The organism is Rhodovulum sp. 12E13, assembly GCF_003340565.1.
Lineage (GTDB): Bacteria > Pseudomonadota > Alphaproteobacteria > Rhodobacterales > Rhodobacteraceae > HLUCCA09.
In genome coordinates this window covers 48,579-71,016 of record NZ_QPLK01000021.1, presented here as the reverse complement: position 1 = coordinate 71,016, position 22,438 = coordinate 48,579, and the positions used below count along the sequence as shown (strand labels likewise).

Below are 22,438 nucleotides of genomic sequence, written 5' to 3'. Positions count from 1 at the left end.
TGATCGTGGTATCGTCGTCCATGGCGTATCGCTCCTTCGGGAGGTTCTGGCAGGCTTCATCACCGGCCACGATACGCCGCCTTCGCAGGCCCCATCACCCATTTCCCGGCATAGCTCCGCGGGCGTCGATCTCGAGCACCGCTTCGGCCCGCTCCCGCGCCTCTGCCACCATCCCCTCGACCTGCCGCAGCTCCTGCGGTGACAGACGGGCGAGCAGGCGGCCGAACTCGGTCGAATCGAAGCGGGGCATGGCAGGTCTCCGGCAGGCTCAGAAGCCGCCGATCCTACTCTACTGACGGACAAGAACAAAGGGCGAACCAACACGGTTTGCTGACACCGCCGGCAACGGACTTGCCGATGTCACGACGTTGACCGTGACGGCGATCGATGGCGACAACTTCCTCGAGATCGACCTGCCGGGCGCCACCGATCTCGACATGCTGACGGTTGACGGCAAGGGCAACATGGTCCTCCGCGAGGACATCGACGAGTTCGAGACGCTGACGATGGTCAACTCGACGGCCCTCGAAGGCACGTTCGACATCGATCTCGGCGACAACGACAACGACGTCGACTTCGACGGCGGCCCGGGCGACACGACGCTGATCCTCGGTGACGGCAAGAACACCATCGATACCGGCGGCGGCGCGGATGACGTGACCGTCGGCGATGGCGACAACGTCATCAACACGGGCGCCGGCGACGACACGATCACCGTTGACGGCACCGGCGCCAACACCGTCGATGCCGGCGCCGGCAACGACGTCGTCGACTTCGGCGCCAACGCCACCAAGACCGATTCGGCCAGCGGCGGCGAGGGCGACGAAGACACCATCGCCATCGACGTCGACGTGCTCGCAGGCCTGACGGCCAACTCCGACTTCGAAGGGTCCATCGACGGGTTCGAGCGAGTCTATGCCGACACCGTGGTGGGTGACACCGAGGCCTTCACCGTCGACCTCGACAACCTCGACGACATCGACTTCGTCATCTCCGATGGCACCGAGGCCGGCACGGCCGTGGCCGAGGTGCAGACGCTCGACTTCGACCCGAGCGGCCCCTTCGGCGGGCGCGTGACCATCGAGGGCGTGGTTATCGAGGTGCCTGCGAACCTGATCCAGAACCAGGTCGCGCAGTTCATCTTCAACAACCACTTCGCCGACATCCAGGCGGCCTACCTGGCCAACAACCCCGGCGACGCCATCGTCTCGGGGCAGGTCGTCGGCGGCGACCAGATCGAGTTCACCTTCGACCGGGCCGCGGGCAACGTCGCCCCGATCGACGTGGTGAACAACACCGGCCCCGTGTCGGCGGGTGCCGGGTTCGCGGCTTCGACGGTCGCAACGCCCGGCGTGACCGGCGTCCTCGAGATCGACCTGATGCTCGTCGATACCGCGGTCGGCCCGACCGACACGGTCGTGACGATCAACAACGTCCTGTCGGGCGGCGGGAACCTCGCCATCACGCTCGACGGGGGCAGCACGATCGATTCGGTCGGCGCGCAGATCGTGGCCGCGGTCAACGCCGCGCCGACCAGCGATTATACGGCGTCGTTCGACCCGGTGTCGAACATCATCACCTACACGGCCAACGCGGTGGGTGCCCTGCCGGGAGTGAACGAGATCGGCCCGATCCTGTTCGATCTCGCGCCCGTGCAGGACGGTGTCGACCCGGTGGCCGAGGTGCAAGAACGGGTGATCACCTCCGGCGCGGATGCCGATGGCGGCTTCATCGAAATCCGGCTCGTCGGCTCCGGCACCTACAACCTGCAGGTCGCGCCCAACGCCACGGTCGACGAGATCGGCTTCGCTGTCGCAGCGGCCTCGGCCGACATCATCGCGCAGATCCCCGAGCTGGCCAGCATCGACTATAACAGCGCCACCGACACGCTGACCTTCACCGGCACGCTTGCGGCCGGCAACATCGGCATGGTGGACCTCTTCAACGCGCCGGCGTCCTTCCCGGCGGTGTTCGCTCCTGCCTTCTCGTTCACCCAGCAGGGCGTTGATGGCGGCCTCGGCGGTGACCTGACGATCGACTACACGGCGCCTGGCGGCACGCTGCTGCTCGACGGCGACAATGACGGCACCACCACCGTCAACGTCAACGGCGCCACGATCGGCGGCTCGGACGCGTTCAACATCGTCCTCGGGCCCGACCACGACAACAGCCTCGGCGATCTGAACCTGGCCGAGATCGAGGTGGTCAACGTCGAGAACACCACCGAGGGCGACGACTTACTGGTGCTGCGCGCGCCGGACGCCGAGACGGTGGTCCTGACCGGGGAAGGCGGCGTCAGATTCCTCAACGCCTTCGCCAACGTCACCTCGTTCGACGCGTCGGCCCTGGTCGAGACCGACGACACGGTGGATACCGCCAACCTATCGGTTGTCGCTCAGACCATGACAAGCGACGACGCGACATTCATCGGCGGCGTGGGTGACGATGGCCTCACCACCGGCGGCGGCGACGACCTGCTGCAGGGCGGCGAGGGCGACGACTTCCTCAGCGGCAATGCCGGCGAAGACACGCTGGAAGGCGGCGATGGCGACGACGAGCTCTTCGGCGGCCTCGGGGCCGACGAGCTGACCGGCGGCGCGGGGGCGGACACGTTTTTCTATACCGCCGCAGCGCAGTCCAACTCGGCCAACGTCGACACGATCACCGACTTCTCGGTGGATGACGATCTCATCGAGTTTGACGGGCTGGCTGTGACCTACGCCGGCGAGGTCAGCGGGTTCGGCCAGGTCGAGACGTCGCTCACGTTCGGCCAGAACAACGCCGTGTTCGACACCTCGACCAACACGCTGTACGTCGACGGCGACGCCAACGGCAACCTGGACAACAACGACTACGCCATCGACATGACGCTGATCGGCGGGTCGCTGACCCAGGACAACTTCGTCTGAGCCTATGGCTCGCCGGGGCGTGACGCTCGCCGCGTCCGCCCCGGCGGGATGTTTCACGGGATGTCTCACGGGCACGTCTCGTCGGGGTCGCCGCCTGCCGGCCCCGACGACGGCATGTGCGGCGGCATCAACGCTGGAGGGCGCTGCCCCTCCCGCCGCGCCAGTCGCGGGTTGCGCCCTCGACCGCGAAGGCGAGGGCTGCGAGCATGGCGGGCAGAGCGAAGCCGAGGAAGGCGGCTCTCGGGCCGAGGGCGTCGAGCGCCGGCCCCGCGAGGACCGGCGCCGCCGCGCTGCCTGCCGCGACGACCATCAGCGCGGCGGTGAAGCCTTGCGAGCCGCGGCCGGGGAAGAGCCGCAGGGTCCAGATCGAGAGGGTCGCGCTCACCGTCATCACCGCCGCTCCGTGCAGGCCCGCCGAGGCGATCACCCCCGGCCACGAGCCGGGCCAGAGACCGATCAGCGCGAGCGAGGTGGCGAAGGCGGCGAAGATACCGGCGAGCAGGGCGCGCATGCCGAGCCGCGCCTCCATCCGGCCCGTGGCGAGCCCGACGAGGCCGAAGAGCCCGTATCCGAGGAAGATCGCCGCGGGGGCCGAGGTCGAGAGCGGCCCCGGCAGGCCGCCCGCCTGCGCGATCCGGTCGGCGGCGAAGGAAAGGTAGACCGCGTTCGAGGCTCCGAACACGAGCGACGCCCCGTAGAGCGGTGCGGTCTCGCGGCGCAGAAGGGCGGGCGCGTCGTGGCCGCGTGGCGTGGGGCGGTGCCCGGCCGGCACGGCGCGCGCGGCCGCCGCGGCGGCGACGAGGCCCGCGGCGGCGAACAGGCCCCATGTCATGCGCCAGGGCAGCGCGCCGAGGCCGACGGCCAGCGCGAGCGCGCCCGCCCCGGCCACGCCCAGGGTGGTGCCCGTCGAAATGGCCGAGAGCGTGCCGGGCCGGATGTCCTGCGGCACGGTCCGCTCGGCCGCGTCGTTGAACGGTGTCCAGCAGAGGCCCGCGCTCGCGCCCGCGACCGCGACCCCCATGGCCAGCAGCGCCGGCCCAGGCGCCGTGGCCACCAGCGCAAAGCCCGCGACCGCCGCCGCCGCGCCGGCAAGCACCGGAAGGCGCGGCCCGTGGCGCGCGTCGAGCGCCGCCGCCACCGGCAGCGCCAGCAGAAACGCGAGGAAGCCGCCGCTCGCGAGCAGGCCCGCGCCCGTGGTCGTCAGCGCGAAGGATTCGCGGAACTGCGGCAGGAACAGCCCGAAGCCCATCCGCGCGGGGCCGAACGAGATGGCCGTGGCGAGAAAGCCCGCCGCCGCGAGACGTGGCGTGGATCCGGCGGCCGCTTTTCCGAACGCACTGTCCTGCACGATGCCTCCCTGCGCCGCATCCCCCGGTGCCGCCGCAGGAGCGCGACAGCCCGTGCCAACAAGTGGCGGCTGCCAAGGTTCCGCCAGGGAGGAGGCGGGCAGGGGCACCGCGACAGCGTGCCCCGCCCGGCCTCAGGCGGAGCGCGCGAGGCGCACGAGACGCTTCTCCATCTCGAGGATCAGCAGCAGCGCAGGACCCACGGCCACGACCAGCGCGCCCTCGGTCAGGCTCAGCGGACGGGTGCCGAAGAACGCCTCCATGAACGGCGCGTAGGTGAAGACGAGTTGCAGCACCGTCACCGCGCCCACCGCGATCAGGATCGGCCGGGTGCCCAGCGCCGCGCGCAGCGAGAGCGACGTGGTGTTCAGGAAGCGCACCGAGAAAAGATAGAAGATCTCCATCACCACCAGCGTGTTGACGGCGATGGTGCGCGCCTCTTCCAGCGTCGCGCCGCGCGCCTCGGCCAGCGTGAACATCCCGAAGATGCCGGCGCAGAACAGGGTCGAGACGAAGACGACCCGCCACAGCACGAAGCGCGACAGGATGGGCTCGTCGGCGGGCCGCGGCGGGCGGCGCATGATGTCGGGCTCGGCCGACTCGAAGGCGAGCGCCATGGCCAGCACCACCGAACTGACCATGTTGACCCAGAGGATCTGGACCGGCGTGATCGGCAGCGTCAGGCCCAGCAGCAGCGCCGCGATCAACGCCAGCGACTCGCCGCCGTTCACCGGCAGCAGGAAGACGATGGCCTTCTTGAGGTTGTCGTAGACCGTCCGCCCGGCCTTCACCGCGGCGGCGATGGTGGCGAAGTTGTCATCGGCCAGCACGATCTCGGCCGCCTCCTTGGCGGCCTCGGTGCCCGCGCGGCCCATCGCGATGCCGATGTCGGCGCGCTTCAGCGCGGGGGCGTCGTTGACGCCGTCGCCGGTCATCGCCACGGCCTCGCCATCGGCCTGTAGCGCCTCTACGAGGCGCAGCTTGTGCTCGGGCGAGGTGCGGGCGAACACGTCGGTCTCCACCACCCGGTCGCGCAGATCGTCCTCCGGCAATGCATCGATCTCGGCGCCCGTCAGAACGGCGTCAGGGTTCGCGAGCCCGAGCTGGCGAGCGATGGCGCGCGCCGTGCCGGCATGGTCGCCGGTGATCATCTTCACCCGGATGCCGGCCGCGCGGCACTCGGCGACGGCGGCCACGGCCTCGTCGCGCGGCGGGTCGATCAGGCCGACGAGGCCGAGCAGCGTCAGCCCGCCCTCGACATCGGCGAAGCGCAGGCCGCGCATCTCGGGCGAGACGCTGCGCGTGGCGATGGCGATCACCCGCTGGCCCTGCGCCGCGATCTCCTGGGCGCGGGCGTGCCACCATGCGGCGTCGATCGGGCGGGCGCCGTCGTCATCGCAGTGCTGGCTCGTGCACATCTCCAGGAGGCGCTCCGGCGCCCCCTTGACGTGGATCGCCGCATGGCCCGCGTGGTCGTGGTGCAGCGTCGCCATGAAGCGGTGCTGGGCGTCGAAGGGGATCGTGTCGGTCTGCGGGTTGGCCGCGCGCAGCTCCGCCGGGTCGAGCCCGGCCTTGCAGGCGAAGGTGACGAGCGCCCCCTCCATCGGGTCGCCGGTCACGGTCCAAGCGCCGTCCGCCTCCGCCAGTTCGGCATCGTTGCACAGCACCGCGCCACGGGCGAGCTCGAGCAGGAGCGGGTGATCGGCCGGCGCCACCTCGCGCCCCTCGTGGGCGATGCCGCCGTGGGGCGCGTAGCCCGCGCCGGTGACGGAGAAGGCCCGCCGCGCGGTCGCCACCGAAGCGACGGTCATCTCGTTCTTGGTGAGGGTGCCGGTCTTGTCGGAGCAGATCACCGAGACCGAGCCGAGCGCCTCGATCGCGGGCAGCCGCCGCACGATGGCGCGGCGCGCGGCCATGCCCTGCACTCCGATGGCGAGCGTCACCGTCAGGATCGCCGGCAGCCCCTCGGGGATCGCGGCCACGGCGAGGCCGACCACGGCCATGAAGATCTCGTCGAAGGGCATCTCCGCGACGAGCGCGCCGAAGCCGAGGATGGCGGCCGCGATGGCGAGGATCGCCAGCGTGATCGTGCGCGCGAAGATCTCCATCTGCCGCAGGAGCGGGGTCGTGGTCTCCTCGACCGAGCGCAGCAATCCGCTGATCCGCCCGATCTCGGTCGCCGCGCCCGTGGCCACCGCCACGCCGCGCCCGCTGCCCGCCGCCACCAGCGCCCCGCTGAAGGCCATCGGCTGCCGGTCGCCCACGGGGGCGTCGGGGGCGACGGGGGCGAGGCCCTTCTCCACCGGCACCGATTCGCCCGTCAGCACCGCCTCCTGGATGCGCAGGCCGTTGGCCTGGGTCAGCCGCAGGTCGGCCGGGACGCGGTCGCCCGGCTCGAGCACCACCACGTCGCCGGGCACCAGCGCGTCGGCCGGCACCGTCCGCCGCCGCCCGCCGCGGATCACGCGCGCCTCTGGGGCGAGCATGCCGCGAATGGCGGCGAGCGCGTCCTCCGCGCGCCCCTCCTGCACGTAGCCGATCACCGCGTTCACGATCACCACGGCGAGGATCACCACGGTATCGACCGGGTGGCCGAGCGCCGCCGTCACCGCCGCCGCGCCCAGCAGCACGTAGATGAGCAGGTTCCTGAACTGCCTGAGGAATCGCGCGAGGGGGGCGGCGCGCGGAGGCTCGGGCAGACGGTTGGCCCCGTGCTCGGCGAGCCGCCGCGCCGCCTCGTCGTCGCTCAGCCCGGCGGGGCCGGTGGAAAGGGCGGCGACCGCCTCCTCCGCCGGGCGGGCGTGCCATGCGCCTCCGGCCGCCTCGCGGGCGGGGGCGGGCTCGTGCAACGTGGTGTCTGAACGTGTCATGCCAGACCGGAGTAGCGCAGAGGGCACCCGCGACTCCATGGGCCCGCGCTGCGTCAGAATGTGCGGGGCATGGGGCCGCCGGCCGCCGGCCCCGGCATCCGGGCCGCGCGCCGAGGGGGGAACGGCTCGGGGGCCGGTGCCCCGCGCGGCCCGCAGGCCCCAGCTCGGGCCGAGAAGGGGAAGGCCGCCGTCAGCCGGCGCTGGTGCAGAGGGTGCCGAGGCCGAGAAGGCCCGCGCCGAAGACGGGGTCGGGCCCGGGCTCGCCGAGGTCGGAGGCGAGCCGGGCCAGTTCCGGCCCTATGTCGGGCGCCGTGAGGTCCGGGCGCGACTCGCGCAGGATCGCGGCCGCCGCCGTGACGAAGGGCACCGCGTAGGAGGTGCCCGTCTTCCACCGCGCGCCGCTGATCGAGGCCGCCGTCCAGACCGCCACGCCGGGCGCGGCGAGGTCGACATGCTCACCGCGGATCGCGCGGCGGTAGACGCGCCTGTCGCGGTCGACCGCCGTCACCGCGATCACCTGCGGGTAGGCGGCAGGGAAGGCGGGATCGGCCCGCGGCCCGTCGTTGCCCACGGCGGCAACGAGCACGATATCCTGCTCGCCCTTGAGCCGCGCCACGACCTCCTCGAGCACGGTGTTGGGCGGGCCGGCGAGGCTGAGATTGATCACGCCCACGCCGCGCTCGGCGAGCAGGCCCAGCGCCTCGACCAGCGTGAAGACGTCGGCCCGCTCGTCGGAGCCGCGGCGGTGGAAGGCATCGACCGCTATCAGCCGGGCCGAGGGCACGAGCCCGGGCGAGCGGGTCGCAGGGTCGCCCACCAGCAGCGCCGCGATAGCGGTGCCGTGCAGGGCGCGCGAGGGGGTGAACGCCTCGGGCGAGAGGCGCAGCACCTCGAGGTCGGCACCCTCGAAGGTGTCGTGCGCGTCGTTGATGCCGGTGTCGATCATGCCGATGGGCACGCCACCGCCGCAGCCGGAGGCCCGGTCGGCTGGTTCGGGCCAGTCGATCATCCGCCGGGCCGGGCATTCCAGGGCCACGCAATCCTCGGCAAAGCCCTCGGAGCGGTAATAGTGGTTGAAATCCGCGTCCTGGCCCGTCGGGAGGGCCCGCACGGCGGCGCGAGCGTCGGCCAGCGTCGTGCCGGCGGGGATGCGCAGCCGCCGGGGAGTCGCCGTCACCCCCGGCACGGCGAGTTCCTCGACCACTTCGTAGCCCTGCGTGGTGAGCGTGGCGAGGTCGGCGGCGCTGAGCGCGAGCGCCACGATCTCGTCGGGCGCCGAGACCGGGGGCGGCGGGGCCGGGGCGGCCGGGGCCTGTGTCGGAGTGGGCGTCGGGGCGGGCGCGGGAGCGGGGGCAGGTGCCGGTGCGGATGGCTCCGGCCGTCCGAACAGGCGCCCGAGCGGGGTGTCGCCCCCCTGGCGGACCCGCGCGCCGCCATCGTCGTCGTCATCGTCGGAGCCACCGCGCGCGCCGCCATCGTCGTCGTCATCGTCGGAGCCGCCACGCGCGCCGCCATCGTCGTCGTCATCGTCGGAGCCGCCACGCGCGCCGCCATCGTCGTCGTCATCGTCGGAGCCGCCGCGCCCGCCGCCATCGTCGTCGTCATCGTCGCCGCCCCCGCCCCCGCCATCGTCGTCGTCGTCGTCGTCGGCCCAGGCCGCGCCCGGTGCCGACGGCCATGGCAGGAGCGCCGGCGCGAGCGACAGGAGGCCGGCGAGCAACATCAGGGTGGCGAGGCGCAAGAGCATGGTCTGGTTTCCCGTGGTGTCGGCGTCACTTCAGAGGCTACGGTTCACCCCGGCATTCTATTCCGCGGCCCGCCCGCGGGGAAAGGAGCAGGGCAGCCCCTTGCGCGACGATTTCGAGACAGAGCTCGTGGCCGCCTTGCCCGTGCTGCGGCGCTACGCCATCTCGCTGTGCCGGCGGCCCGACATGGCCGACGATCTCGTGCAGATCGCGGTCGAGCGGGCGGTGGCGGCGCGCGACCGGGTCGACCCCGACACCCGGCTCGAGCCGTGGCTCTTCCGCATCCTGCGCAACGCCTGGATCGACGCCGGACGCCGGCAGGCGACGCGCGGCACCGAGATCGACGTGCACGACACGCCGGAGGCCGCGGTGCACGACGGGGTGCGCGCCGCAGAGGCGACGGTGATGCTGCGCCAGACCGAGGCAGCCCTCGCCACGCTGCCGGAGGAGCAGCGCGAGGTGATCGTGCTCGTGTGCTTCGAGGAGCTGAGCTATGCCGAGGCGGCCGGGGTGCTGGGCATCCCGAAGGGCACCGTGATGAGCCGCCTCGCCCGCGGCCGCGTCGCCCTGGCCGCGAAGCTGGGAATAGAATGAGCGCGCCGCGCGTAGACCTCTCGGGGGAAGGAGCGAGCGGATGACGATCGAGCGATTCACCGACGAGACCCTGATGGCCTATGCCGACGGGGAGCTGGATGCCGAGACCGCGCGCGCGGTCGCGGCGGCGGAAGCGGCCGACGGGGCCGTGGCGCGCCGCATCGCGCTGTTCCACGGCACGCGCGCAGCCCTGTCCGAGGCGCGCGACGCCCGGCCCGCGCCGGAGGTGCCCGACGCGCTCGTGGCGCGTGTGCGCGAGACGCTGGAGCAGGCCGGGGCAGGGGGCGAAGAGCCGGGCCGCGTCGTGCCCCTCGTTCGGCGGGCGCCTTCGCGGCCCTGGGTGCCGGTGGCCGTCGCGGCGAGCCTCGCGCTGGCCGTGGGCCTCGGCGCGGGGCTGTCCCTGCGTCCCGCCACAGGCCCCGACATCGACCTCGCCACAGGCCCGCAACCCGGCGCGACGGGCCTCGCCGCGCTCGAGGCGAGCGGGGTGGCGGGCGCCCTGTCGCGCCTCGCCTCCGGGGGCTCCGAGCAGGTGGCCGCGGGCGAGGTGACCATCATCGCCTCGTTCCGCACGCCCGAGGGCACGCTCTGCCGCGAGTTCGAGCTCGCGACGGGCAGCGCCGAGACCGTCGCCGTCGCCTGCGCCGAGGGCGCCGCGTGGGATCTTCGCTTCGCCGTCGCCAGCGGGAGAGCGGACGGCGCCGGCTACGCGCCCGCAGGCGCACTCGAGGCGCTCGACACCTGGCTCTCGGGTATCGGCGCCGGCGCGCCCCTGCCCGAGGACGAGGAGCGCGCGGCGCTGGGCCGCCTCGCCGAGTGAGCGCCCCCGTTCACGACCGATCGAACCGGGCGCCCCACCGCGGCGCCATGCGGCGTTGCCCCGCCACGCATCCCCGCCACGCATGTTTTCGCGCGCGGGGGGCAGCCGTCGCGCGGGGGCTCGACAGGGGCTGGCACGCGCCAGTCACCTCCCGTCACCGCCTGCCCCGTCGCAACGAAAAAAGGGCCGGCCCGCCTTGTGCGGACCGGCCCATGCCTGAACGAAGCCGGCAGGCTCAATCGTCGTCGTCGTCGTCTCCATCGTCGTCGTCGTCCGACCCGCCGCCCGAACGACCGCCATCGTCGTCGTCGTCGTCGCGTCCGCCATCGTCGTCGTCGTCGTCGCGTCCGCCATCGTCGTCGTCGTCGTCGCGTCCGCCATCGTCGTCGTCGTCGTCGCGTCCGCCATCGTCGTCGTCGTCGTCGGAAAGGCGGCGGACGTCTGCGCGCGAGAGAGACTGGCCGTCATTGCGGCTCCATATCCGGTCTGCCGCAGCGGCGCCGAAACGGCTTTCCAGCTCCTCGTAGCTCAGCGCGCCGTCGTTGTTCAGGTCGATGTCGGAAAAGCGGGCGGATTGCGCCGTTGCGGCCCCGCTCGTCAGCAACAGCGCGGTCGTGCCGAGCGCGGCGAATGCGATCCTGATGGTCATGCGACTACTCCTTGTTCTCTCTCGTGCGGGAGAGCCGGTGCGCAGGCGGCTGCCATGGGTCGCCCCCGTCTCTCTCCTTCGCGGACCCGCCAGCGGGCCTCGGAGGGATTACGTGCCGCCGCCGTCTCTATTCCCCGGCCTTCACCTTTTTTTTCGCCGGGTCGATCGGTGCATGCCCCGTGGCACGCAGCCACAGGCGCCGTCCGCGCACGAGCCAGGGGTAGAGCGTCGCCGCCACCCGAGGCGAGCGGAAGAGCCGCCGCTGAAGACGGTTGCCGACCCCCCCCTCGCCCGAAAGCACGGCGATCAGGTGAACCGCCTCGGCGCCGTAATGCCGCTCTCCCTGCCACAGCACGACCATGCCGTCGTCGAGGTCGAGCCCCGCGGCCTGCGCCTCGGCCACGCGCGGATCACCCCCGCGCGCATCGACCAGATCGACCGCGCCCACCGCCTCGCGCAATCGCGCCATCCGGACGTAGGAGGCGCAGAACGGGCACTCGCCGTCGTAGATGATGGTCAGCGCGTCGGCCGTCATGGCATTCTCTCCCCGAATTCGGCTGTCGGCGGGAATACGCAGGGCGGATGCCCCGTATTCCCCGCGTCAGGACAGATAGGGGACAGACCGATGACGACACGCACCCTCGACGTCGCCGCCATCGCCGACAGGCTCGCCCAGCCGGTTCCGGCACTTTCGCTCGCCGTCTTCCGGATCGCGCTCGGCGCGATGCTCGTGTGGGATTGCTGGCGCTTCATCAAGTACGACCGGGTCTGGCGCTACTGGGTGGCGCCCGAGTTCCACTTCACCTATCCGGGCTTTCACTGGGTGCAGCCGCTGCCCGAGCCGTGGATCCACGTCGCCTGGCTCGGCATGGGTTTCTTCGCCCTTCTGGTGATGCTCGGGCTGTTCTACCGCGTGTCCATCGTGGCGCTGACGGTGACGTTCAGCTACTTCTTCCTGCTCGACAAGGCGGAATACCTCAATCACTTCTACCTCGTCATCCTGTTCCTGATCCTGATGTGTTTCCTGCCGGCGCACCGGGCGCTGTCGCTCGACGCGCGGCTGTTTCCGCGCGCGGGCGGCACGCACGTGCCCTACGGCGCCGTGTTCATGCTTCGGGCGCAGATGGAGATCATGCTGATCTACGCGGGGCTGGTGAAGCTGACGCCCGACTGGCTGGCGGGCGAGCCGCTGGGGATGTGGCTGCGCGGGCAGGCCGACGAGCGCTGGTTCGGCGTCCTGCTGCATTACGACTGGGTGATCCTCGCGGGCACCTGGGGCACGGTGGTGCTGCATGTCGTCGGCGCGCCGCTGCTGCTGTGGGAGAGGACGCGGCTTGCAACCTTCTTCGTCTACTGCCTGTTCCACGCCTCGAACGCGCTGTTCTTCAACATCGGCATCTTCCCGTGGCTGACGATTCTCGCCACCACGATCTTCTTCGCGCCCGACTGGCCGCGTCAGCTTGCGCGCTGGCTGCACGCCCGCTTCGAGGAGCTGCCGGCCCACGTGCCGCCGCCCGCGCCGGCGGCTACCGCACTGCCGGCGGTGGCGCTCGCGGCGATGGCAGGCTGGCTCGCGGTGCAGATCGTGCTGCCGATCCGCGCCGGCGCCTTTCCGACCGAGGTGCGCTGGTCGGGCGACGGGCACCGCTTTTCCTGGCGGATGCGGATTTACGACCGCGACACGGACGGCGCCTTCGTGGTGACCTCGGGCGACCGGTCGTGGCTCGTCGACCCGCGCGACTACCTCACCGACCGGCAGGCGTGGAAGATGATGCCGCGCTCCGACATGGTGCACCAGTTCGCCGGCCATCTCGAACGCGTGTGGCAGGAGGCCGGATACGGCGATGTCGAGGTGCGCGCCGAGATCGTGAAGTCGCTCAACGGCCGGCCGATGCAGCCCTTCGTCGACCCGGAGGTCGACCTGACCGCGGTGCCGCTCGGCTACCTGCGCGCCGATCCCTGGGTGCTGCCGCTGGAGGAGCCCGTGTGGGGCGTGGCCGACAACGCGCCCGCGGACAAGGACGCATCGGCCGTGACCGCGGACGATGGAGCCACGACCACGCCCTCGCTCTGACGCCGGCACGGGGGCGTGCGAGGGGCGGCATGCGATGGGCCGCGGGCGCGCGGCGCGCACCGGCCCCTGCACGGCACCCTCCGTCGTCGGTCGTCCTGCGGTGGATGCCGGGTCACCGGCGGAGGGGCAGGTCAGCGCAGCTCGACGCGGCGCCCCTCCCGGGCCGAGCGGCGGGCGGCGTCGAGCACCTCCATCACCGCCAGCGCCTCGTCCAGCGGCACCGGCGGCGCCGCACCCTCCCCGATGGCGCGGCGGACGCCCTCGTAGAAGGCGAGGTAACGGCCAGCCTCGACCGGCACCGCCTGAACCCCGTCCGGCCCGTGCAGGGCGGCGCCGCCCTCGAACCGGCCGAACCCCGCATCGCCCGGGCCGCCACCCGCCTTAAGGTCGCGCTCCTGCGTGTCGGTGCCGGCGATCACGAGGCTTCCGCCGGTGCCGTGCACCGCGATCCGGCGGTCGCTCTCGCCCACGAAGAGCGATGCCGCGAGCGTTGCGCGCACCTCGCCAAAGCCGAGGCGGACAAGGAAGGCCTCGTCGGGCCCCCCCAGCCCGCGCGGCTCGGCGAGATCGGCCCAGAGCCAATCTGGCCGCCCGAAGACGGTCAGCGCCTGGTCGATCAGGTGCGGCCCGAGATCGGCGAGCAGGCCAGCGCCCGGCCCCGGCCCGCCGCGCCAGCGGGAGAGGCCATCGGGGCGCAGGCGGTTGAAATGCCCCTCCCACGCCAAGACGCGCCCGAGCCTGCCCTCGGCCAGCACCCGCCGCGCGGTGAGAAAGTCGCCGTCCCACCGCCGGTTGTGGAAGACGGCCAGCATCCGGTCCGCCGCGCGTGCCGCCTCCGCCATCCCCCGCGCCTCGGCGAGGTCGAGCGCCATCGGCTTGTCGACCACGACATGCGCGCCGGCGGCGAGCGCGGCGTGGGCGAGGGCTGCGTGGCTGTCGTTGGGGGTGGCGATCACGACGAGGTCGAGGTCGTCGCGGGCGGCCAGCGCCTCGGCCGAGGCCATCACCTCGACCCCGGGCCAGCGCACCGCCACCTCACCGGACCGCGACGTGGCTATCGCGACCAGCTCCAGCCCCGCGGGCCCGAGGAAGGGCGCATGAAAGCACCGCCCGGCCAGCCCGTATCCCGCGAGGCCGACCCGGATCACGACGCGACGCCCATGCCGGGGCAGGGCGGCCGCCCTGCGGCGCCGCTGTCGCTTCCAGGCGTCCCGGCCCACACGGGCGCGGTCGGCGCAGCCGGCAGGGCCGCTGTCGGGCGCGGCGCCGGGGTCGATGCCTCCGGCATGCGGTGGGCAGTCTGGCGCACCTGTCTTCCTCCCCGATGTCAGGGTGCACCGGCATCGGCGGCAGGCGCAAGCCTCGGCCGCCCGGCATGGTCTTCGGGCCTCGACAATGCCCCTGCGTCGTCCCGGGGGCGCCCGCCGGCGGATGGCGCCGGCCTGTGCCGCTTCCTGGCAGGCTCCCGCCCGCAGAGCCCCCGCCCGCAGAGCCCCCGACCGCAGAACCCCCGCCCGCAGAGCCCCCCACCTCCGGGCGCGGGCGGCGGATGCCGGTGGCCGCGCCGCACGGGTCCGCCGCACGGGGCTGGCGGGCGACGGCGCGCGCTCAGGCCGGCAGGCCGCCTCGCGCCTCGGCAGGCACGCGGTCTGCCGCCCAGCTCTCCACCGCCATCGCGCGGACCCGGGCGATCGCGTCGTCCGGCACCGGCGCGCTGCCGGCAGAGCGCAGCCAGTGGTCGTGGAACAGATAGAGGCGCGAGGCGAACTGCTCGAACGCGAGAGAGCCCTCGCCGTGGCGCTCGCCGTTGCCACCGGTGGTGACCTGCACGCCGCACCCCCAGTCCTGGCCGCTGTCGTTGTTGGGGTTGTAGAAATAGACGCGCATCTCGCCCGCGCGGCCCGGCGCGACGCGCAGGATGGTGATGGCGTGCCAGCCCACGAAGGCGCCCGTGGCGTCGGTGAAGGCGATGCCGGCGGGCTGGGGGTGGATCAGCGGGCGGTCGCCGTTATGGGCGGGGTGGTAGCTCTCGTGAAAGCGGGCCACGAAGCGGTCGTAATCGTCGAGCAGCCCGGTGCCCACGTCGACGGCCACGGCGCAGTCGCGCGCCACCCACCAGCCGTGGAACTCGGGGTTGACCCAGCGATGCGGGTCGCCCGCGCGCCCCGCGCAGAGACGGCCCATCTCGGCATAAACCCGGTCGAGATGGGGAACGAGCAGCACCGAGATCGGGTCGGCGTCGATGGGGCCGAACCCGGCGAGACCTGCGGGCAGGCCGGCCGCGTCGATCGGGCGGCCCTCGAATTCCATCAGGACCGTCTCGGCCTCGGCGGCCTGCACGACGAGGTGCAGCAGGTAATCGGGGTCGTTCAGCGCCCACATCGAGATGGCGCGGGCCGACTGGCAGGTGGGGTTCGCGCCCTGTCCGACGCCGAGCGGCAGGCCGATCACCTCGACCGCGCCGGCCACGAGATGCGTCTCGGCCGGGGCCTCGGCCCCGAAGCCGAGGGCGATCCGGTCGCGCACCGCCGGCGCCAGATCCAGCCGCAGGAGGCCCTTGAGGGCCGCGGGAACGGGGGCGTGATGCAGCACGCCGCGTTCGAGCAGCATGGCGAGGCCGTGAAGCGCCTGCGGTGTCGCGGGCGTGATCGCGGCGCGGATCAGCTCCTCGATCAGCCCGCGGTAGTGCCGCCAGCAATCGAGCCCGGTGGAGCCCAGGCCCATCGCCTCGGGCACGAGCGGACGGTCGGGATAGTCGAGCGCCCAGAGCAGGAAGGCCACGTGGTAGTCCGACACGAGGCCGGTGTCGTGCATCGAGCGGGCGAAGCCCATCGCCTCGCGCGAGAGGCCCGCGTCGTCGAGCGTGTCGAGACGGGCGCGATAGGCGTCGAGGCCGGGGTCGTCGAGCGTCTCGGCCGTCGGGCCGAAGAGCGCGCTGACCAGCCGCTCGGCGCCCAGCCGCTCGGCGCCGGGCTCGGTGCCCTGCCGGTTGAGCGCCACCGCGATCTGCGTGACCATGTCCTTGACCGGCGCCATCTGCACGGGCCGCTGCTCGAGGATGCGCCAGATCTCGGCGACCATCACGCCGAGCACGTCGCGCAGGCCCACCCGCTCGGCGATGAAGCGCAGCACGCGGCTCACCAGCGCCGCGCGCTCGCCCGCCGCCCGGCTCGCCTCGTCGGAGAACTCGAAGAAGCGCGGCAGGTTGAGCGCCAGCACCTGCGTCAGGTAGTGGCGCGAATGCTCCTCCTGCAGGAGCGGGTGGCGCGCATCGCCCGTCGCCACGGCGAGAAAGCGCATCAGGCTCGCCATCTCGAGGGCGGCCAGCACCCGGTCTTCGCTCTCGAGCGTCTGGCCCGACAGCTGCGGCAGGAGCGCCGTCGGCACGGCCCAGTCGGAGCCGGCGAACAGGCCGGCGGCATCCATTCGCGCGGCGCGGACATAGACCGCCTCCGGCCCGCCCGGCAGCGCCATCAGCCGCGCGACCACGTCGAGCACGGGGCGCTGGTGACGCGCCTTGGCGAAGGGCCGCGCCTGCTCGAGCCGCTCGAGGGCGACGTCGAGCGTGCCGGCCAGCCGGTCGGCGTCGCTGATGGTCTGCGTCATGGGCACCTGCCGCTGCTGTTCGGCCTCAGACGTAGTAGTCGAGCTCTTCCTGCGCCTTCAACAGGTCCCGCAGCGTGTGGGGATCCTCGCCGAAGAAGTAGGCCAGCCCCCAATGCGTTCCGAAGGCGGTGCGCTTGGCGACCTTCTGCTCCATCGGCTCGGCAAGCTCGTGGAACTCGAAATAGGGGTTGTCGGCCGTCTCCTTCGGCACTTCGAGACGGCTGATGACCCGGCGGCGCGGATAGACGCCGAAACAGCCGGCGTGGCCCCGGGCGCCCTCGACCGGCTTGGGGAAGAAGGCGTCGATCTCGTCCTGCGTCGTCTTGGGATCGAACATCAGAACCAAGCCCTGGTAGCCGTTGAAGCCGTAGGCGCGCTCGATCAGTTCGAGCGCGTTGAAGCCCGGCGGGCGATAGGCGACCTCGCCGAAGTAGAGGCGGTTGTCGGCCGTCAGGAAATACTCGGGGTGGATGAAGCCGAAGTCGATGTCGAACGCCTCGATCAGCTTCTCGATCTCTTCGGTGATGCGGGCTCGGTGCGCCTCGAGCTCTGGCGTGGCCGGCACGAAGACCGAGTAGCCGAGCGTCACGTACTCCGAGATGTTGAGGAACTGGATCTTTCGATCCTTGATCCACGCCTCCACCGCGAATTCCCAGCCGTCGAGGTGGCTCTCCAGGAGCGCCGGAAACTCCTCGTCGGGGATGTTGTCGACATCCTCGGGCGTGCGGATCACCCGGTGGCCGGCCGTGCCCGACTTGTCGAACGCCTTGAAGTGGATCGGGTCGTTGGGGTCGCCGTCGAGCTTGAGCAGCGTCTGGTTCACCCGCTTCAGGAAGCGGATGACGTCGCCGCGGTCGTGCGCCTCCTCGAAGACGCCCACGCGGATGCCGCCGAGCTGCGCCCGCCGCTTCATCAGCGACTTGTCGCGGAACAGCATCGACTGGCCGAGAAGGCGCGGGTTTTCGAGCAGCACCGCGTTGACGGCGCCGGCCCATTCCACCGTCTCCTCGTAGAGCGGAATGGCGACATCGACGCCTTCCTCCTTGAGCTTGTGGGCGAGCTCGTAGGACCGTTCGTTGAGCCGGTCGAAATCCCACGCAATGAAGGGGATGTCGTTTTGCTGGCAATAGTCCTCGGCCCAGGGCGGCGCCACGACGATATAGCGCCGGTCGAAGCGGTCGACGGCGTCGATGGCGTTCAGGCTCCAGCCGAGAAGCGCAATAAACCCTTTGTCGGGGTTGCGATCGGTCATCTGTCCTCCTCTCGTGCGCTCGCCCCGGAGGCGCGGCGCGCAGGTTCGGGGCCGCGTCGGCCTGCGGCCATACGCGGGTTGGCGAAACGCCCGACAGCGGGCGTTGTGCTCGGGGATATTGAGGGAATCGTAACGCCCGGCTGGCCCTCTTTCAACGCCTGGAAGTTTTACGGTTTCATATCAAGGCATTGCGCAGAGCGGCTCGCAGGCTCGTCGGTGTCCTTCCGGTGCCAGGGACGAGCTCGGCCGCGGGGCGAGAGCGAGGGGGCGAGGGCGGGGCCCGCCCTTGCGTCATGCGCCGAGGATGCGGGTCAGCGCGCCGCTCACCGCCCCGTTGATGGGGTTGGTGTCGTCCGGTGTGGCGTTCCGGCCCGGGGGCGGACAGGGGCGGCGCCCGCTTTTGGATGGAGGCCGCCGCGCGTGCCGCAGCCTGACCGTGCCCCAGCCTGACGGTGCCGCCCGCCTCGGCTAGCGCAGCCGCACCTCGAAGCGGCAGGCGGGCGCGCCCTGCGCGCAGCATTGCGTCTCGGTCACGCGCGTGCGGGAACTGACAAGGCTGCGGAACAGCCGCTCGAACACTGCCTCGTGCCACGCGCAGAGCGGCACGTCGGAGCGCTCGCCCCGCACCACCGGGTTGTCGGCCAGCGTGAAGGTGAGCGGATCGCGCGCCGCGATGGCGAATGTGCCCGAGCCGGCGAAGGTCCAGGCGTGTCTGGCGATGGCGCGGGCGAGGATCGGCGCGGCGAGGCGGGCCGGCAACACGCGCAGGAGCGTCTGCGCGGGCCGCGGGATACGGTGGGCGAGGATGTAGTCGCCGGTGCCGAGCCCCGCCTCTCGGGCGATCCGCGGCGCCTCGTGGGGCAGGCGGCGGCGCAGCGCCTGGTGCAGCGCGGCGGCCGGGCCTTCGGGGATCATCCCTGACCCGTCGGGCAGGTCGATCACCCCGGCCTCCGCGAGGAGCGACCGGCGGATGTCGGCCCCGGTATGGGCGTCGAGCACCGGCACCATCTGCAGGATGGCGTTGGGGCCGATGCGCGCCCCCCCGTGCGGGTCCCCGTGCGGGGAGGCGTCCGGGGGGGCTCCGGCGAGGGCGGCGAACATGTCAGGTCCGCTCCATCTCGTCCTCGGTCATCTGCTGGCTGCCGCCGCCGCCACAGCCGCCGATCTCGGCGCCGTTGGGCATCTTGAAGGCCTTGGCCGCGTTGCGCTCCTGCGCCCGCTCCTTGCCCTGCTGGCGGATTGCCTCGCGCCGCTCGGCGGCGCGCGCCGCCCGGTCGGCCGCGGCCTCCCAGTCTTCCAGCTGGGCCTCGGCGAGCTGCTTGGACATGTCGAAGTCGAAATGCACCTTGTCCTTCGATTGCGGACCCCAGTAGTTGTTCTTGCCGAGGTCGTAGAACGATCGCTGGACGCCCGCCTTCATGAAGGCCTTGAGACAGCCGAGCAGGTAGCGCCGGCGGAAGCCCGTGCCGCGCCACGGATAGTGGAACAGCGCCTTGCGGCTGTAGAAGCGGCGGTAGTTGTGCATCACCCGGTCGAGCAGGGTGGCCCTGTCCATCGCCGCGGGCTTCATGATCGGATTGACGAAGTTGTAGCGCGAGAAGTCGAACACCTCGACCTGGTCCTTCATCTCCTGGAAGAGCGGCGTGAAGGGCCACGGCGTGTACATCGCCCAGTTGGCGAGGTCGGGCTGCCAGTCCCAGCACATCTGGAACGTCTCTTCCAGCGTCTCGGGCGTCTCGTTGTCGAGGCCGACGATGAACTGCGCCTCGGTGAGGATGTCGGCCTTCCGGCACAGCTCGATCGCGCGCTTGTTGTCCTCGACCTTGGTTTCCTTGTTGAACTGGTCGAGCTTCATCTGCGCGGCGGCCTCGGTCCCGAGCGAGATGTGGACGAGGCCGGCCTTGCGGTAGAAGGGCAGAAGCTCCTCGTCGCGCAGGATGTCGGTGACGCGGGTGTTGATGCCCCATTTCACCCGGTCGGGCAGGCCGCGGTCGATCAGCTCCTGGCAGAACTGGACGAACTTCTTGCGGTTGATGGTGGGTTCCTCGTCGGCGAGGATGAAGAAGCCCACGTCGTGCTCGTTGACCAGCTTCTCGATCTCGTCGACCACCGCCTTGGGGTCGCGCACGCGGTAGTCGCGCCAGAACTTCCACTGCGAGCAGAACGAGCAGGTGAAAGGGCAGCCGCGCGCCATGTTGGGGATGGCGACGCGCGTGTTCAGCGGGATGTAGGTGTATTTCTCCCACTCCAGGATCGACCAGTCGGGGTCGAGCCCGTCGAGATCCTTCACCGTGGCGGCGGCGGGCGTGGCCACGATCTCGTCGCCGTCGGTATAGGCCAGACCGTTGATCTTCTTGCGGTCGGCAGGCCAGCGGCCCTCGGCGATGGCGTCGAAGAGCTGGACGACCACCTCCTCGCCCTCGCCGCGCACGATCACGTCGATCCACGGCGCCTCCGAAAGCACCTGCTTGAACATGAAGGTCGCGTGGACGCCGCCGAGGACGCCAACGGCGTTGGGCACGACCTCCTTGGCGATCTGCAGGCACCGCTCGGCGGCGTAGATCGACGGCGTGATCGAGGTGACGCCCACCACGTCGGGCTGGATCTCGGCCAGCTTCACCCGGATCTCGCCCTCGGTGAGGTTGTTGGTCATCGCATCGACGAAATGGATGTCGTCGTACCCCGCCTTGCGCAGGGCGCCGGTGAGGTAGGCGACCCAGGCCGGCGGCCAGTTTCCGGCGATCTCGGCCCCGCCGGAGCGGTAGTTCGGGTGGATGAACATGATGCGCATGGCGGTGCGTCTCCCTCCGCGTGTTTCGAGGGAAGCTGACAGGTGCTCTGTCAAGTTTCCTTGACATAGGTCAGAAATGCGCAGGACGGTCGATCGGTCGGGAGAGCGGGCGCCACGCCAAGACGCCACGACCCCGCAGACACGGCGTGGACGGCCATGGCGGCGCGGTCAGTGCAGGCTGGCGATCAACACGGCGAGTGCCATGCCCGTCAGCATGCCGGAGAGGAGGAGCAGTCGCACAGCGATCATCGTGGCATCCCCGCGAGTCGGCCGAGGGTCGAGTGTATAGCGGGTCGAATATGAGCGAAAAACCGCCGATTGACAAAGGGGAATCTCTCGCGAAACGCATCGTTTCCGACGGCTGAGCGTGCCGCCGGCGCGCCTCGATTTGTCGGAAGGGGAACCTTGTGGCATCCTGTCACCTTGTTGAGACACGGGGCGGTGCCCGGTGCGAGGGCGCTGCCTTTCCAAGGCGAGGGGGCGCCCATGTGGACAAGATTGCTCGACAACATGCTCTCGCGGCTCGTGGTGGTGGGTCGCCTCACGCTGGAGGGGCCGGGCCGGCGCGGCCCGCGCAGCTTCGGCCCCGGAGAGAACGGGCCTGACGTGACCATCCGGATCGAGGACGACGCGGTGCCGCGCCGGCTGGTGCTGCATCCCGAGCTCGCCGTGGGCGAGGCCTACATGGACGGCACGATCGCCATCGAGGGCGACGACCTGCACGGGTTCCTCGAGCTGCTCACGCGCAACCGCCGCGCCGGCGGCTCGCACTGGACGATCTCGGCCCACCAGGCCGCGCAGATGGCGCTGCGCCGCCTCGCGCAGTCGAATCCCATGCCCAGGGCGCGGGCGAACGTGGCGCACCATTACGATCTGTCGGGTGAGCTCTACGATCTGTTCCTTGACGCCGACAAACAGTATTCATGCGGCTACTTTCCCAGGGCGGGCATGACGCTCGATGCCGCGCAGGAGGCCAAGAAGCGCCATATCGCCGGCAAGCTGCTGCTCGAGCCGGGGATGCGTGTGCTCGACATCGGCTGCGGCTGGGGCGGCATGGCCCTGACGCTGGCGCGCGATCACGGCGCGCGGGTGGTCGGCGTGACCCTGTCGAAGGAACAGCACGCCGTCGCCACCCGCCGGGCCGAGATGGCGGGCCTGTCCGACCGCGTGGAGTTCCGCCTGCAGGATTACCGCAAGGTGCGCGAGGAGTTCGACCGCGTGGTGTCGGTCGGCATGTTCGAGCATGTCGGCGTGCCGCATTACGGCGAGTATTTCGAGAACGTTCACGCCCGGCTCGCGCCGGGGGGCGTGGCCCTGATCCACACGATCGGGCGGTCCAACCCGCCGGGCGTGACCTCTCCGTGGATCTCGAAATACATCTTCCCCGGCGGCTACATCCCGGCGCTGTCGGAGGTGATGACGCCGGTCGAGCGCTCGGGGCTGTGGACATGCGACGTCGAGGTCTGGCGGCTGCATTACGCCTACACCCTGGCGCACTGGTACGAGCGGTTCATGGCAAACATCGACCGGGCGCGCGAACTCTACGACGAGCGGTTCTGCCGGATGTGGCGCTACTACCTGATCGCCTCCGAGATGAGCTTCCGCCACCACATGCACTGCGTCTTCCAGCTCCAGCTCGCCACCGAGCGCGATGTCGTGCCGCTCACGCGCGACTACCTTTACGCTCCGCCGGAGCGGGCGCGCATGGCCGCCGAATAGCAACAAGCGCCGGGCCGGGCGGCGCGCGCAGGCGAGGGATCGCCGGGTGGGCGGGCCGATGGC

At 71.4% G+C, this 22,438-nt stretch carries 16 protein-coding genes; 5 read left to right on the top strand and 11 right to left on the bottom strand.

Translation table 11 applies throughout. From position 1 onward, the window contains the following. Nucleotides 1-94: 94 nt before the first annotated feature. Nucleotides 95-250, bottom strand: a complete 156-nt coding sequence (locus DLJ49_RS21840; protein WP_158547490.1) for a hypothetical protein — start codon at nucleotides 248-250, stop codon at nucleotides 95-97. 124 nt (nucleotides 251-374) lie between these two features. Here DLJ49_RS21840 and DLJ49_RS22800 point away from each other — a divergent pair, with 124 nt between their 5' ends. After that, entirely contained in the window at nucleotides 375-2,909 is a 2,535-nt protein-coding gene (locus DLJ49_RS22800; RefSeq protein ID WP_115394640.1) for a calcium-binding protein, read from the top strand. 127 nt (nucleotides 2,910-3,036) lie between these two features. On the opposite strand, the gene DLJ49_RS16435 is transcribed toward DLJ49_RS22800, so the two are convergent. The 3 genes from DLJ49_RS16435 to DLJ49_RS16425 form a co-directional block, all read right to left on the bottom strand. Next, a complete protein-coding gene (locus DLJ49_RS16435) occupies nucleotides 3,037-4,257 on the bottom strand; it encodes an MFS transporter (RefSeq protein WP_233489140.1) in 1,221 nt (406 codons plus the stop codon). Between the two features lie 132 nt (nucleotides 4,258-4,389). After that, the gene (locus DLJ49_RS16430) at nucleotides 4,390-7,125 is read right to left on the bottom strand and encodes an HAD-IC family P-type ATPase (RefSeq protein ID WP_115394639.1); all 2,736 of its coding nucleotides are present in this window, start codon (nucleotides 7,123-7,125) and stop codon (nucleotides 4,390-4,392) included. A gap of 190 nt (nucleotides 7,126-7,315) precedes the next feature. Further along, complete coding sequence (locus DLJ49_RS16425) at nucleotides 7,316-8,872, bottom strand: S8 family serine peptidase (RefSeq protein WP_233489127.1); 1,557 nt, start codon at nucleotides 8,870-8,872, stop codon at nucleotides 7,316-7,318. 100 nt (nucleotides 8,873-8,972) lie between these two features. Here DLJ49_RS16425 and DLJ49_RS16420 point away from each other — a divergent pair, with 100 nt between their 5' ends. After that, nucleotides 8,973-9,464, top strand: coding sequence for an RNA polymerase sigma factor (locus DLJ49_RS16420; RefSeq protein WP_233489125.1), 492 nt, complete (start codon nucleotides 8,973-8,975; stop codon nucleotides 9,462-9,464). 40 nt (nucleotides 9,465-9,504) lie between these two features. Then, on the top strand, nucleotides 9,505-10,284 hold the full coding sequence (locus DLJ49_RS16415; protein WP_115394637.1) for a hypothetical protein: 780 nt from the start codon (nucleotides 9,505-9,507) through the stop codon (nucleotides 10,282-10,284). A 235-nt stretch (nucleotides 10,285-10,519) separates the two neighbouring features. Here DLJ49_RS16415 and DLJ49_RS22165 read toward each other — a convergent pair whose 3' ends face one another. Both DLJ49_RS22165 and DLJ49_RS16405 read right to left on the bottom strand, forming a co-directional pair. Beyond that, nucleotides 10,520-10,933 (bottom strand): hypothetical protein, encoded by a 414-nt coding sequence (locus DLJ49_RS22165; RefSeq protein ID WP_199533398.1) that lies wholly within the window; start codon nucleotides 10,931-10,933, stop codon nucleotides 10,520-10,522. A 127-nt stretch (nucleotides 10,934-11,060) separates the two neighbouring features. Then, nucleotides 11,061-11,468: a thiol-disulfide oxidoreductase DCC family protein gene (locus DLJ49_RS16405; RefSeq protein ID WP_115394636.1), complete on the bottom strand. Its 408-nt coding sequence runs from the start codon at nucleotides 11,466-11,468 to the stop codon at nucleotides 11,061-11,063. A gap of 90 nt (nucleotides 11,469-11,558) precedes the next feature. On the opposite strand from DLJ49_RS16405, the gene DLJ49_RS16400 reads away from it, so the two are divergent. Then, complete coding sequence (locus DLJ49_RS16400; RefSeq protein WP_115394635.1) at nucleotides 11,559-13,007, top strand: HTTM domain-containing protein; 1,449 nt, start codon at nucleotides 11,559-11,561, stop codon at nucleotides 13,005-13,007. Between the two features lie 131 nt (nucleotides 13,008-13,138). Here DLJ49_RS16400 and DLJ49_RS16395 read toward each other — a convergent pair whose 3' ends face one another. The 5 genes from DLJ49_RS16395 to bchE form a co-directional block, all read right to left on the bottom strand. After that, nucleotides 13,139-14,155: a Gfo/Idh/MocA family oxidoreductase gene (locus DLJ49_RS16395; protein ID WP_115394634.1), complete on the bottom strand. Its 1,017-nt coding sequence runs from the start codon at nucleotides 14,153-14,155 to the stop codon at nucleotides 13,139-13,141. Nucleotides 14,156-14,615: 460 nt separating this feature from the next. Then, a complete protein-coding gene (locus DLJ49_RS16390) occupies nucleotides 14,616-16,613 on the bottom strand; it encodes a hypothetical protein (RefSeq protein WP_115394633.1) in 1,998 nt (665 codons plus the stop codon). Between the two features lie 25 nt (nucleotides 16,614-16,638). Then, on the bottom strand, nucleotides 16,639-17,865 hold the full coding sequence (locus DLJ49_RS16385) for an ATP-grasp domain-containing protein (protein ID WP_115394632.1): 1,227 nt from the start codon (nucleotides 17,863-17,865) through the stop codon (nucleotides 16,639-16,641). Between the two features lie 468 nt (nucleotides 17,866-18,333). Then, entirely contained in the window at nucleotides 18,334-18,966 is a 633-nt protein-coding gene (bchJ, locus tag DLJ49_RS16380) for a bacteriochlorophyll 4-vinyl reductase (RefSeq protein WP_115394631.1), read from the bottom strand. A 1-nt stretch (nucleotide 18,967) separates the two neighbouring features. Further along, nucleotides 18,968-20,656, bottom strand: coding sequence for a magnesium-protoporphyrin IX monomethyl ester anaerobic oxidative cyclase (bchE, locus tag DLJ49_RS16375; protein ID WP_115394630.1), 1,689 nt, complete (start codon nucleotides 20,654-20,656; stop codon nucleotides 18,968-18,970). Nucleotides 20,657-21,142: 486 nt separating this feature from the next. On the opposite strand from bchE, the gene DLJ49_RS16370 reads away from it, so the two are divergent. Further along, on the top strand, nucleotides 21,143-22,375 hold the full coding sequence (locus DLJ49_RS16370) for an SAM-dependent methyltransferase (RefSeq protein ID WP_115394629.1): 1,233 nt from the start codon (nucleotides 21,143-21,145) through the stop codon (nucleotides 22,373-22,375). The last annotated feature ends 63 nt before the right edge of the window (nucleotides 22,376-22,438 follow it).